General features: G+C 50.8%; 9 protein-coding genes and 1 tRNA gene. 5 read left to right on the forward strand and 5 right to left on the reverse strand.

The features are described from left to right. The first annotated feature begins 148 nt into the window (after positions 1–148). Entirely contained in the window at positions 149–1,183 is a 1,035-nt protein-coding gene (gene rhaT / locus NXS97_RS21205) for an L-rhamnose/proton symporter RhaT (protein ID WP_116219920.1), read from the forward strand. A 36-nt stretch (positions 1,184–1,219) separates the two neighbouring features. Here the strand turns inward: rhaT and rhaR are convergent, their stop codons facing one another. Both rhaR and rhaS read right to left on the reverse strand, forming a co-directional pair. Next, positions 1,220–2,086, reverse strand: a complete 867-nt coding sequence (gene rhaR, locus NXS97_RS21210; RefSeq protein WP_064374012.1) for an HTH-type transcriptional activator RhaR — start codon at positions 2,084–2,086, stop codon at positions 1,220–1,222. Between the two features lie 14 nt (positions 2,087–2,100). Beyond that, the gene (gene rhaS / locus NXS97_RS21215; RefSeq protein WP_014594038.1) at positions 2,101–2,922 is read right to left on the reverse strand and encodes an HTH-type transcriptional activator RhaS; all 822 of its coding nucleotides are present in this window, start codon (positions 2,920–2,922) and stop codon (positions 2,101–2,103) included. Between the two features lie 288 nt (positions 2,923–3,210). Here rhaS and rhaB point away from each other — a divergent pair, with 288 nt between their 5' ends. From rhaB to rhaM, 4 genes are read left to right on the forward strand one after another with little or no spacing between them, the layout of a single operon-like run. Next, positions 3,211–4,692, forward strand: a complete 1,482-nt coding sequence (gene rhaB, locus NXS97_RS21220; protein ID WP_014605483.1) for a rhamnulokinase — start codon at positions 3,211–3,213, stop codon at positions 4,690–4,692. Then, a complete protein-coding gene (locus NXS97_RS21225) occupies positions 4,676–5,932 on the forward strand; it encodes an L-rhamnose isomerase (RefSeq protein WP_116219921.1) in 1,257 nt (418 codons plus the stop codon). The genes rhaB and NXS97_RS21225 overlap by 17 nt, the downstream gene beginning before the upstream one ends. Before the next feature lie 10 nt (positions 5,933–5,942). Then, positions 5,943–6,785, forward strand: coding sequence for a rhamnulose-1-phosphate aldolase (gene rhaD, locus NXS97_RS21230; RefSeq protein ID WP_014594035.1), 843 nt, complete (start codon positions 5,943–5,945; stop codon positions 6,783–6,785). Beyond that, complete coding sequence (gene rhaM / locus NXS97_RS21235; RefSeq protein ID WP_015699977.1) at positions 6,775–7,089, forward strand: L-rhamnose mutarotase; 315 nt, start codon at positions 6,775–6,777, stop codon at positions 7,087–7,089. Before rhaD ends, rhaM begins: the two co-directional genes overlap by 11 nt. Positions 7,090–7,482: 393 nt before the next feature. Here the strand turns inward: rhaM and NXS97_RS21240 are convergent, their stop codons facing one another. The 3 genes from NXS97_RS21240 to NXS97_RS21250 all read right to left on the reverse strand — a co-directional run bounded on the left by NXS97_RS21240 (position 7,483) and on the right by NXS97_RS21250 (position 13,110). Beyond that, positions 7,483–10,815, reverse strand: coding sequence for an AIDA repeat-containing protein (locus tag NXS97_RS21240; protein ID WP_116219922.1), 3,333 nt, complete (start codon positions 10,813–10,815; stop codon positions 7,483–7,485). A gap of 55 nt (positions 10,816–10,870) precedes the next feature. Beyond that, on the reverse strand, positions 10,871–12,049 hold the full coding sequence (locus NXS97_RS21245) for an autotransporter strand-loop-strand O-heptosyltransferase (RefSeq protein WP_105077014.1): 1,179 nt from the start codon (positions 12,047–12,049) through the stop codon (positions 10,871–10,873). 985 nt (positions 12,050–13,034) lie between these two features. Beyond that, positions 13,035–13,110, reverse strand: a tRNA-Asn gene (locus tag NXS97_RS21250). Between the last annotated feature and the right edge of the window lie 165 nt (positions 13,111–13,275).

The following is a 13,275-nucleotide window of genomic DNA, read 5'->3' on the forward strand; positions in this document are numbered from 1 at the left end:
CTTTATGTTGAAAATTCACCGGATTTTGCCAGCGGCCTGTGTTTTCCGGCAGCCATTCAAAGGCTGAGTGAAAGCAGCTCCCTCTAGACTGCTGCTTATCAGGAAACGTCGGTTTCCTGTTTGGCCTCAACCTTGCGAAGGAATAACAATGAACAGTGCCATTATTGCCGGTATTTTCTGGCATCTGGTGGGTGCCGCCAGTGCCGCATGTTTTTATGCGCCGTTTAAACAGGTCAAAAAATGGTCATGGGAAACCATGTGGGCAGTAGGTGGCTTGATGTCGTGGCTGATTTTGCCATGGGCAGTCAGTGCCGTACTGCTGCCGAATTTCTGGGCGTACTACAGTAGTTTCAGTCTGTCACAGCTGCTACCTGTGTTTTTGTTTGGTGCAATGTGGGGCATCGGCAATATTAACTACGGCCTGACCATGCGCTATCTCGGCATGTCGTTAGGCATCGGTATTGCTATCGGCATTACGTTAGTCGTCGGGACACTCATGACGCCGTTGCTGCAGGGCCGTTTTGTCGCGCTCTTTAGCTCGGCTGGTGGCCGTATGACGCTGCTTGGCGTTCTGGTCGCGCTGATTGGCGTGGCAATTGTATCGCGTGCCGGTTTGCTGAAAGAGCGCGCGCTGGGCATTAACGCCGAAGAATTCAATCTGAAGAAAGGGCTTGTACTGGCGGTTATCTGCGGTATTTTCTCGGCCGGCATGTCCTTCGCTATGGATGCCGCAAAGCCGATGCATGTTGCGGCAGCTAATCTGGGTATTAATCCGCTGTACGTGGCGCTACCCAGCTATGTGGTGATTATGGGCGGTGGTGCGCTGATTAACCTGGCGTACTGCTTTATCCGCCTGGCGGTTAAGCCGGAGCTCTCCCTCCGCCGGGACTTCTCCGTGGCAAAACCGCTGTTAATTGCCAATATCGCTTTCGCTATTCTTGGCGGCACCATGTGGTATCTGCAGTTCTTTTTCTATGCATGGGGCCATGCCAAAATTCCACCGCAATATGACTTTGTCAGTTGGATGCTGCACATGAGTCTGTATGTGCTGTGTGGTGGTCTGGTCGGACTGATGCTGAAAGAGTGGAAATCTGTCGGGCGTCGTCCGGTTAGCGTCCTGTCGATTGGCTGCATAGTCATTATCATCGCTGCCAATATTGTCGGGCTTGGCATGGCTGCCTGACTCCGCAGAGATAAAAGCCTGATGCGTTAACGCGTATCAGGCTTTTGCGTTATCAGTTAGCGTGGCGCATTGCGGTACAAAACGTTGCCGCCAGGCACTGGGCGTCATGCCGGTTTCACGCGTAAACACCACCGAAAAATAGTTACTGTCATCAAAGCCGCAGCGTGAAGCAATCTCGCTGATTAAACTTTCCTGGGTGCGTAGTAAGTATTTTGCCTGACAGAGTTGAAGCTGACGCAAATAGTGGCCAATTGTCATGCCGGTTTGCTGGCGAAACAGCTGTTTAAGCGCTCGCTCGCTGAGTTGGTGCTGCTCGCAAAAGTGGGCGAGGTCAAACGGACGGCTGATATCGGCCAGCAGCGACGACATCAGCAGATCAAGCTGTTCGCCTTCCGGTAGCGCCCAGGAACGATCGGCCGCGTAACCGTGGCGGCGCAGAATCAGCGCCAGCTGTAAAAACAAGGCTTCAGAAAGCTGAATGGACAAGGGATCGTTTTTGCGGCTTTCCCGCTCCAGTTGGCTGATGACGCCACGTGCCAGCGCCATACCCTGGGTGGTTAATCGCCAACCGGACTGAGCATTCTCTTCCTGAGGCGGTATAAGCTGGCTCCAGTCAAGATCGAGCCGAAAGCGATCGCGGCAATAAAGAATGTTGTCGAGCGCCAGGTCATGGACGCTGTCATAGCTATGGCAGTCGCTGTCGCGAATATAAAACACATCGCCGCAGGTAATCAGCCAGGGGCGATCGTTGAGGATGTGCAGCCCGTTGCCGCGCCAGACAATCACAATCTCGCTAAACCTGTGTTGATGAGGCGGGAAAGAGGGTTGTGGCATACGTTCGGCCACTGCGATGGGCAGGTTTCTGGCTGGAAAGTAGTCTTCGCGCGACAGAATTAGCGACATATTAAAAGCTCCAGTTACCACATCTGTTGACGCTCCATGCGGGGCGCGTAGCCAAATTCACGCCGGAACAGCGTGGAGAAGTGGTTGCTGTCACCAAATCCACACTGATAGGCGATGTCCGTTATACGCATATCGCTGTGGCGTAGCAGATGACGCGCCTGCAATAAACGCAGCCGATTCAAATAACGCTGTGGCGTACTGCCTGTCTGCTGCTTCATCTGGCGGTGCAGCGTACGCAGCGACAGTGAAAAGCTGTCGGCCAGCGCCTCCCATACGATCTCTTCACTGTAATGCTCATTCAGCCAGTCAAGCAATCGGTGCAGTCTGGCTTCCTGGTCCTGCGCGTTGTCATTGCGAGCGGCCTCACGTAGCAACACCAGCATTTGCAGAAAGAGTTGCTCCTGATGTGCCTGACGTTCGAGTGACCACAGAGGTTGCTGCTTCATCTGTGTCACCAACTGCAAAGCGTGCCCCATCACTTTTTGATTAATGCGCCAGTGCGACGCGTACCGGCCGTCCTCTTCACGCGGCAATAGTGCCTGCAGCCCGGAAAGAAAGCGGAACGCCCCCGGGCTTCGGTACAGCACATTGGTCAGGCAAAGGTTGTCGGTTTTTTCATACAGATGGCGATCGTGGTCGCGTACAAAGCACACGCAACCGGCACTCAACGCCTGCGGCTGACCATTAAACACATGAATACCTGATCCCTGTTCAACCAGCACAATTTCATGGAAATCATGGTGATGCTCTGGAAAAGCCTGCTGTGGCACGCGTGGCTCGATGGCAATGGCGTAATTTCCGGCGGGAAAGAAATCCGCGCTATGCAGAACGGTCATGGCTTGCTCTCCGTTAACAATGTTGCAACTGAGTCTACGCAGGCGCTGCGGACATCACCTTGAATTTTGAACGGGGCGGCGCAAGAAAATGGCGAATTATTTAAGATCGCCTAAGTGATTGATAGAAATGCGGCAAAGCTCACAACTCTATCGTCACGCGGTTCTGTGAGCTATCTCACGAACACCTTTGCAAACCTGCCAGCGAAGATCCTCTGCTGGCACTGCGCCTAAGGTGGCAGGCCTGCAGGCTTTTTATTCTGTAGCCATGTCATTTCAGGAAAACATGCCATGAATATGCGTAACATCGTTGCCATTGATTTAGGCGCATCCAGCGGGCGCGTCATGCTTGCGCAGTGGACGTCGGACAGCCAGAAAATCGCCCTTCGTGAAGTCCGTCGTTTCGCGAATCAGCGGGTTCAGCGCGGCGGCTATGACTGCTGGGATCTGGATCGTCTGGAGCAGGACATTCGCGCCGGACTGCAGCAACTGGATGATGAAGGCATCGTGCCGGACAGCATGGGTATTGATACCTGGGGCGTTGATTTGGTACTGCTGGATGCAGACGGACATCGCGTTGGCGAAGCCGTGAGCTACCGTGACAAACGCACCGAGGGCCTGATGGCCCAGGCGATTGACGATCTCGGCCAGCAGGCGATATACCAGCGCACCGGCATTCAGTTTCTGCCATTTAACACCCTATATCAGCTGCGCGCGCTACATCTGCAGCAGCCGGACTGGCAGTCGCAGGTGAAACATGCGCTGATGATTCCGGACTATCTACACTATCGTCTCACCGGCGAAATGAACTGGGAATACACCAACGCCACCACCACGCAGTTACTGAATATTCAAAGTGGTGAGTGGGATCGTGACTTGCTGGACTGGGCTGGCGTCGACTCCGCCTGGTTCGGCACACCGCATGCACCGGGCAATAACGTGGGTTACTGGGCCAGCGCCAGCGGCAAGCGGATCCCGGTGATTGCCGTAGCCACGCACGATACGGCCAGCGCGGTGCTGGCCACGCCACTGATGCACGACGATGCAGCCTATCTCAGTTCAGGTACCTGGTCGTTAATGGGGATTGAAAGTCTCCAACCCTATGTGAATGCGACTGCTTTACAGGCCAACATAACCAATGAAGGCGGCGCGGAAGGTTACCGGGTGCTAAAAAACATTATGGGGCTGTGGCTTTTACAGCGCGTCTGTAGCGAACTGAACATCCGCGACTTGCCCCTGCTTATTGCGGATGCCGCAAAACAGCCAGCCTGCCGCTCGCTCATAGATCCTAACCACCCTCGCTTTATTAACCCAGACAACATGGTGCAGGCAATCCAACATGCCTGTGCTGAACAGGCGATGCCGATACCGCACACTGCGGCCGAACTGGCACGCACCCTCTTTGACAGTCTGGCGCTCTTATATCGTCAGACAATCCTGGAACTCGGCCAGCTACGCGGCACACCGCTACGGCAGCTGCATATCGTGGGCGGCGGTAGCCAGAATCCTTTACTCAACCAGCTGTGTGCCGATGCCTGTCAACTGCCGGTGATTGCCGGTCCGGTAGAAGCCTCCACGCTGGGAAATGTGGGTTGCCAGCTCATCGCGCTAGGTGAACTGCGTGACGTCGCGGATTTGCGCCGCTGCATCAGCCGTAATTTCCCGTCAGACATCTTTGAACCGCTCGACAACAGCGCGTTTGCGGCCCATCAGGCGCGCTTCACCGCGCTGCTCCAACCTGCTAAGGAACTTGCATATGACAAAGCTGATTGAACAGGCCTTTGACCTGGCGAAACAACGTTATGCTGAGAATGGCGTTGATGTGGACCTTGTGATGGCGCAACTGGATGAGATCCCGGTCTCGATGCACTGTTGGCAGGGTGATGACGTGCGCGGTTTTGAAAATCCCAACGGGCAACTCACCGGCGGTATTCAGGCCACCGGCAACTATCCGGGACGGGCACGCAACGCCGACGAATTGCGCGCCGACATTGAAAAAGCCATATCGCTGATTCCGGGCGCCTTACGTCTGAATCTGCACGCGATCTATCTTGAAAGCAGCCAAGCCGTTGAGCGCGATGCCATCGAGCCGAAACACTTCAGCAACTGGGTAGCGTGGGCAAAAAGCAACAGGCTGGGGCTGGATTTCAATCCAACCTGCTTTTCACATGCAAAGAGTGCCGATGGCTTTACGCTGTCGCACGCCGATTCAGGTATTCGCCAGTTTTGGATCGACCACTGTAAAGCCAGTCGCCATATTTCGGCTTACTTTGGTGAACAGCTCGGTACGCCTTCCGTGATGAACATTTGGGTGCCGGACGGCATGAAAGATCTCACCATCGACCGCTTTGCGCCGCGCCAGCGCCTTGCCAGCGCGCTTGACGCGATCATCAGTGAGCAACTCAACCCGCAACACCATATTGATGCTGTGGAAAGCAAACTATTCGGGATTGGTGCGGAAAGCTACACCGTGGGTTCCAACGAATTCTGCCTTGGCTACGCCAGCAGCCGGCAGATTGCGCTGACGCTGGACGCCGGGCATTTCCACCCGACTGAAGTCATCTCCGACAAAATCTCTACCGCGATGCTGTACGTGCCGCGCCTGCTGCTGCATGTGAGCCGTCCGGTACGTTGGGACAGCGATCATGTAGTGCTGCTCGATGATGAAACCCAGGCGATTGCCCATGAGATCGCCCGCCAGAAACTCTTCGATAAGGTGCATATCGGCCTCGACTTTTTTGATGCCTCAATCAACCGCATTGCCGCCTGGGTCATTGGTACGCGTAACGCCAAAAAAGCGTTGCTGCGGGCGCTGCTGGAGCCCAGCGATCGGCTGCGTAGGCTGGAGAGTGAAGGGGATTTCACCGCACGGTTGGCCCTGCTGGAAGAGCAAAAGTCGCTGCCGTGGCAGGCGGTGTGGGAAGCATGGTGCCTGCGCCATGACGTTCCTGCCGATGCCAGCTGGCTGAGCGACGTCCATCATTACGAACAACATACTTTGCGTCAACGCTAAGGGATAAACCATGCAAAACATTCTGACATCCTGGTTCGTACAGGGGATGGTAAAAGCCACCAGCGATATGTGGTTGAAAGGCTGGGATGAGCGTAACGGCGGTAACGTTAGCCTGCGCCTGCTTCCCGAAGAAGTGCAGGACTTCGCCAGCGACTTTTATGCCGAACCGCGCTGCATTGAACTGAGTAAACCGGCACCGGCGTTAGCTAACGACTGGTTTTTAGTGACCGGGTCTGGCAAGTTTTTTCGTAACGTGCAGCTCGACCCGGCAGACAGTCTGGTGCTGCTGCAGGTGGATGACCAGGGGTTGTCGTATAAAATTCACTGGGGATTAAGCAACGGTGGGCTGCCGACCTCTGAACTGGCGGCGCATTTCCAGTCGCACAGCGTACGCAAGCAGGTGACTCATGGAAGCGATCGGGTGATTATGCACTGCCATGCTACTCACTTTATGGCGCTGAGCTACGTTGTAAATCTGGATTCGGCACGCTTCACGCGCCTGCTTTGGGAAGGCAGCACAGAGTGTCTGGTGGTGTTCCCGGACGGGGTGGGCATTTTGCCATGGATGGTGCCGGGCACTGACGGTATCGGCCAGGCTACGGCTGATGAGATGGCGATCCACAGCCTGGTCATGTGGCCCTTCCACGGCATCTTTGGCGCGGGTCCTAATCTTGATGAGACCTTTGGCCTGATCGACACCGCTGAAAAATCATCGGAGGTTGTCGTAAAAGCCCTATCTATGGGCGGTATTCGTCAGAGCATCACCACCGCGCAGCTGATCGCGCTGGGTGAACGCTTTAACGTTAAACCTTGGCAGGCAGCACTGGATGCGGAGCGCAGCGATGTTACGTAAAGCTTTTGTCATGCAGGTGCATGCTCACTGCCACGATGAATACCTGCGTCGTCATTCACCCATCTGGCCGGAACTGGAACAGACGCTAAAAGCGCATGGTGCCCATCACTATGCTATCTGGCTGGATGCCGATCGTAACCTGCTGTTCGCCAGCGTTGAGATTGAATCAGAAGCCCGCTGGCTCGCGGTGGCGCAAACCGAGGTTTGCCAGCGCTGGTGGGCATCGATGAAAGATTTAATGCCGTCTAATGCGGATAACAGCCCGATAAGTGCAGAGCTTAAACCGATGTTTTTTCTGCCTTAGAGAGCTGATGAAGCAAAGGACAGAAGCCCTGATGTGGCGGGCCTGGTTTGTATTGTGTTGCAACCCTGCATCATGACTTGCAGGTGCGCCACACTCTTGCCGTACCTGCGATGGAACCGGCTGGACGATCCAGAACCGCGTAAAGTCGAACCCGCCAGCATGTAAGTGATCTTATCCCTGAAACTGTGACCTTCACCCCAAAAGTGCGTGAAACTAAAGCTGGTATACTTATATAAAGACTACTTGCTCAAGCATCTTTACTGGCGTGTGTTAAGAACAACATTAAATTAAACGTATTAACGTTCATTTTTTCTAAAATTTCTGACAGCGTCTAAAGTAGTAAGCATCTAAGATATAAAGAACACTGGAGAGTCGCGCCGGTGTTCTTTGCTGCTAATGGAATGAAATGACCAGATTTACAAGAGCATAATAGCCACTGGATTCTCCTCCATGAAGTGATTCAGACCATCCGCTTTGCAAGTTCAGCGTCAAATTATTTCGAATGTGAGCTGCAAGGCCGGTGTTAAGGTTAATGCTGCTACCTGTGAGTTTACTTCGAAAAGTTGTCTGTGAATCGTCTACTTCCGGTATTGAGGCTGTCATCTCACTCTGGCCTCCATAAGACTCTACCAACGAAGGTGTTAACCACCATTCAAACTTCGCTTCATTATCACGTACTGAGCCAATTTTTAATCCCGTACGCACTGATTGTCGATAAGGCTTATGCCAGTTGATGGAGGCAGCTTCGTCCTGCCCTTGATTGATGCTGAGCCCCTGTATCGTATACTGAACTTGCGGCTCAATAGCCAGTCTTGAGGTTATAGTAAATGCCTGCCCGATTTCAGCAGAGCTCAACCAACCAATCCCCGCAGTTGAGAGTCTGGTAGCGTCGTTTGAGGACGTCGACAAGCTGTGATAACTGGTTTGAAGTAGTCCGTCAATATGCAAGCCAGAATGCATTAGCCCTGAAATATATCCACCGCCAGCATATATAGTGTCACGCGCCGTGCCTGCTGCACGATTTCCGCTATCGCGCCAAACATCATTGCGCATAATGCCTGTTGCGCCGTAAATACCTGCACGCCAGTCTGTATTTTCACCATCGAGTTGCCATAAATCTCCACCGATTTGTACGAAGCTGTAAGCACTATTACTCTCAGGTTGGTTGCCCTTCATAAGATTGCCGCTATTAGGTTGACGAAGATATCCGGCAGCCAGTCGCCCCCATATTCTGCTGGAAGGTGCATAGTGAAACCGAGAGTCGGCTGTACCCGCCACGAGGCGGTCATAATCGAGTGTTAGTGCAGGCATTGCGGCATATACCCAAACAGCATCGCGATAGTTTGGGAATTGCGTCACTGCGCTAACAGGTTGAAAGGAGCTATCGGGGCTTCCCGACGTATTGCCATCGTTAACAGTGTTAATAGATCGCACTTGTTGCGAAGTTAAATACCAACTTTGATCTGCGTTACGGTAAACATTGTAGGAGTAAGCGCCTGCATTGAGAGGTTGCTTCATGCTGAATGCGTTTACATCCGTTGTTGCACCGTTAATTGCTTTTATAAGGGTGATGCCATTGCCTGTTGTTTGAGCACCGAGACCTCCGTGATTTACTATCAGGAGTTCAGTATTACCAGAGGCGCGTCCACCATCAATAATCACATGGTCAACTGGAGAATTCGTGTCACCTGCAACAGTGTTAAGCGTGAGGAAACCACCATTGCCAATGAGATTGGTTACTGTCAACGTGTGGGGTGTAAGACCTCCTGAAGTTGGTACAAAGACAACTTTACCTGCATTTGTCAAAGTGCTTACCAGAGAGTCACCCGTTATATTCCATGTGCTACTCTGGTCAATGTTAACATCTGTCGGATCTATAATGCCGTTCAGGATCGTGTTGTTTAATAGTGATAGCGATGTGCCGGATTGCGCAACAATTGTCGTCGTGGCCTCCAGCCCATCCATAACCAATGAACCTGCATTAAGATTAATCTGGGACTGGTTCAGGTTACCTCCTAAACGAAGGCCACCAATGCCATTTTTGGTAACTTGTCCACTGCCTGTCAAATTCCCATTCCAGACACTTGTGTTTTGAAGGACAAAATTCATATTTCCATTATTAATGATGCTATTACTTAATAAAATAGCTCCATCATTAAGGGTGGTTGTGCCACTCAGGACTCCACCACTCGAAACACTTAATGTTCCACCTGAATTCACCAACGTTTCTAAACCCAGAGCGCCGCCAGACAGGACCTCAAATCCACCTGAATTTATAAGTGTTGATGTGGCTGTACCACCTCTCAATACCGTTATGAGGCCGCCAGAATTCACTACAGAGGATGTAACTAAGCCGCCATTATTAACGTACTGGCTACCGGTAGAATTTACTATAGTCAATATTGCAGAACCGCCGCTGCTGACGTATTGACCTGCGTATGAATTCAATGTGGTAAATGTTGCGCTTCCCCCAGACTGAATCGTCTGCGTGCCTGTATTTATTGTGGTGCCAGTAGCTGATCCCCTGTCTCTCAGGGTCTGTGTTCCATTGTTCAATATCGTACCCGTCGCCACTCCACTGTTGAAAACAGTCTGGGAGCCGCCCGAGGTAACAATAGTCGATGTAACTGATCCTCCATCTTCAACCGTCTGCATGCCGCCACTGACTACTGTGCTCGTTGCCTGTCCGCCAGCTAAAACAGTCTGAAAACCGCCTGCGTTTAATTCCGTGGATATGGCTGAGCCACCGCTACTGATGTACTGAGAACCGCCGGAGTTGATCAGGGTAGATGTAGCTGAACCACCACTACTTATGTATTGCCCTCCACTGGCATTCACTGTGGTGGTTGTCACTCTGCCACCATTCTGAATGGTCTGCGTACCAGAATTAACAAGAATGTTGCTTGCTGAGCCGCCGTTCATGATGGTTTGTGTGCCGCCATTTACCAGTGTACTTGTTGCTAAAGCTCCGCTCATAACGGTCTGAAAACCGCCAGCGTTAACGGTAGCTGATGTAACTGTGGCACCATCTTGTATGAACTGTGTTCCGCCGTTGACGAGAACGTCCGTAACCATCCCCCCGCCAAGTACGTTTTGAATTCCCCCTGAATTCACGGTTGTGAACGCAGCTGAACCTCCGCTGCTAACATACTGTAAACCGCCTGAATTCAAAATAGTCGATGTTGCAGTACCGCCGCTGCTGATGTATTGCCCCCCACTTGAATTCACGGTAGTGGCTGTTACCTTCCCTCCGTCCTGAACAGTCTGCGTACCAGAATTTACAAGAATACTACTCGCCGAGCCCCCATTCCTGATGGTTTGTGTGCCGCCATTCACAATCGTATCTGTTGCCATTCCATTGCTTAAAATAGTTTGAAACCCGCCAGAGGTGATCAGAGATGATGTTGCAAAGCCTCCACTACTAACATACTGCACGCCGCCTAAATTTACGGTTGTGGACGTAGCTAGACCACCACTGCTGATGAACTGATTACCACCGTTGTTAATCGTTGATGCAGTTGCGATATCCCCGTTCAGGATATTTTGTGACTGTGTGTCTCCTATCGTTTCATTGCTATGGTTTACGGCAGCGGCATTCTCAGATACAAAAGACAGCATTAACGTTGCGGCCAATAGCGGAATACTGCCACCATAGCCCGCTTGTTCTGAAGTGACGATCCAAGCCTGGCGCGCAACACTCCAAATTACTCGGTAAACTTTGTTCATCTGCTCGCCTCTTTGGCATTTTTTTGCAAGCCGCTATTAGCACATTTATTTTTTTTCATACGCTATTTTCTCGCGTAAGTTGATCGCGCAGCCGCTCTATCACTCCGATTACTTGTTTTCCCGTAATCAATCGAGTGCATTCATACTGACGCTCGGTTCCTTTGTGTCTTGGGCACCAAAAGAAGTCTTGGTGATCAAAATTTTCATGAGGACTGTCCCAGCAACCATTGCAACCATGACTACTGAATACTCTCCATGGCGTGTAAAATTCAGCACCCGGCAGACTAAATCCGCTTATAAGCACCACTGGAATTTTTGCAGCCCAAGCCAGCCAGGATAATCCACTCGCCAGGCCGATAAAAAAGCTGGCGTGCCTGAGCAGGTCTACACGCGACTGCAGCGGCAGGTTGCCAGTAAAATCTTCGGCACCATAAGGAATATGATTCCAGACAAACCCACTGCCTGTTATTGACTCCCGATCAATGCAAAGTACCCTGTAACCTTGAGCTTTAAGATGCGCAACGACTTCGGCCCAACCCTGTCCGTTGTTCCAAAATTTAGCCTGGCAAGTTGACTGGACAGCGATACAAACATAAGGCTCAGTGATTGTGCGTGAGGCATTCAAGTTAAGACGCGGTGCTTCTTCTCTGTGATCTACCGCCAGAATGTGTCCAGCGATACGGTGAAAGCCGGTCTGGCGAAAGTCCAGAGGTTGGTGCGTATCGTTGCCCCCAAAGAACAATCCAACCCGGTAGGTGGCATATGGAGATAACTGCCTCATGGCGTCGGGCGTGGAAAAGTGAATATCAGGATACTGTGCTTCTAGTAACGTAATGATATTCTGAGACATATTACATTCAAGATGGCAATTATGTTGTTGACGGAAGCGTTCTGCGTAATGGAACCAGCCAATGAGGTCGCCAAGCGTGCCGGTTGGGAAAGATATGAGTACATGACGCCCCTTAAGATCCAAGGCTATATCAAGTAAAGGGTCGGCGTCGTCTTCACACCAGATTCGAATACGGAAACGGACAAAATATTTTTTAGATGAAGTAACCCAACCAGCACCGGATTCGCACTGAAAAAGAACATTCCCTGAGTCGTCATCAAGAAGAGTGACACGCCAACGCCCTTCAGGTAAGAGTATTCTGGCTCCATCGTTAAAATCGTAAAAGATGCCAGCAGGTCCTGACTCTGAAGGGATAGGCGGTGGCAATATGAAAGAAAACGCCATATTGTTAGACACCCTTTTTTGAGCACATATCATATTGCCTGATGTGGAGATCTGTTCTTTCACAAACTCCCCCTGCTGATAAAATTGATGTAATAACAAGATTTCTGGTTAAAAGGGCAGCCGGTTGCTTTTCTGGCGTCAGCTTGCCGCCGGAGATTTTATTGCGTTCTGGTCACTTTAAAGCGACATGATGAGTGCGTAGCTACCATCAACCATCTTTCCTGCGTTCATTAGTAAAGGGATACTCTTTTACTGCGCGTACTGTAAGCCACATTTAAATCTGCTTGTTAGAGCAACCGCGCAGAGTATAACCGTCATCTGAGCGGTAAAGCGCTGCAAAAAAGTAAGTGATAAAAACGGTTCAAGGACCATCTAAACCTCTCACTCTCAAAAAACTGCACGTAAGAAAATTTTGCTGTTATGGAAAATAATCTGAAATTAATATCGGCAGGAAGGTAAAAAATTTTAGAACTGTTGTAAAAAAAATGACATGATATTGAAATGTAATAACAATTTTCGGCGGGTGGTTTTTTTAAGTCTGGCTACGCTCATAGGCAGTATAAGCGCTTTTTTACACAAATATTAATGACCCATAAGGACAATCGAAGTAATCAAGAAAGAAGTTAAGCTGTAAAGAGAAGGAAATCATTTTTTTCAATGAGCTAGATGATAATTAGCGACTGTTCTACATCACTCTACTTATGTTAAATTTTTTTGAAATTGAGAATTAATATAAGCGTGTTTAATTAAGGTTACAATGTATTGTTAAGTACATATAAAAAAGTGCCCATGTAATCCTTACGTCTCTTACACCTATGAGAAGCTGGTAGCCATTGGATCGTTTTTAAGAGTTAATGTCGACGATGGTCAGGACAAGAAGAATTCTATGCTTCACGATAGCATAGCCGCTCAGAGCGATTTTTATTATGTTTAGCTTCGATGAAAAAAGCCCGCTCAGCGAAAGCTGGGCGGGCTTATCTAAATCTGGCTCCTCTGACTGGACTCGAACCAGTGACATACGGATTAACAGTCCGCCGTTCTACCGACTGAACTACAGAGGAATCGTTCGAACGGGGCGCATATTATCGACGTCGCGCAGGCTTGTCAAAGCTCTTTTTCACAAAAGTGTCTGATTGCTGAAATACTCACCAACTCTGTCCTCTGCGTCGTATCGCTTAGGTCAGCGACCACGTTTGCCATGTGTATGAGGCTTTTTAGTCTGTTCA

Source organism: Pantoea sp. B623, from assembly GCF_024814475.1.
Classification (GTDB): Bacteria; Pseudomonadota; Gammaproteobacteria; order Enterobacterales; family Enterobacteriaceae; genus Pantoea; species Pantoea ananatis.

Coding starts and splice junctions, on each gene's coding strand:
- rhaS (WP_014594038.1), bottom strand. CDS start 2,922: ATGACCGTTCTGCATAGCGCGGATTTCTTTCCCGCCGGAAATTACGCC.
- rhaD (WP_014594035.1), top strand. CDS start 5,943: ATGCAAAACATTCTGACATCCTGGTTCGTACAGGGGATGGTAAAAGCC.
- rhaM (WP_015699977.1), top strand. CDS start 6,775: ATGTTACGTAAAGCTTTTGTCATGCAGGTGCATGCTCACTGCCACGAT.
- rhaB (WP_014605483.1), top strand. CDS start 3,211: ATGAATATGCGTAACATCGTTGCCATTGATTTAGGCGCATCCAGCGGG.
- rhaT (WP_116219920.1), top strand. CDS start 149: ATGAACAGTGCCATTATTGCCGGTATTTTCTGGCATCTGGTGGGTGCC.
- rhaR (WP_064374012.1), bottom strand. CDS start 2,086: ATGTCGCTAATTCTGTCGCGCGAAGACTACTTTCCAGCCAGAAACCTG.
- NXS97_RS21225 (WP_116219921.1), top strand. CDS start 4,676: ATGACAAAGCTGATTGAACAGGCCTTTGACCTGGCGAAACAACGTTAT.
- NXS97_RS21245 (WP_105077014.1), bottom strand. CDS start 12,049: ATGGCGTTTTCTTTCATATTGCCACCGCCTATCCCTTCAGAGTCAGGA.
- NXS97_RS21240 (WP_116219922.1), bottom strand. CDS start 10,815: ATGAACAAAGTTTACCGAGTAATTTGGAGTGTTGCGCGCCAGGCTTGG.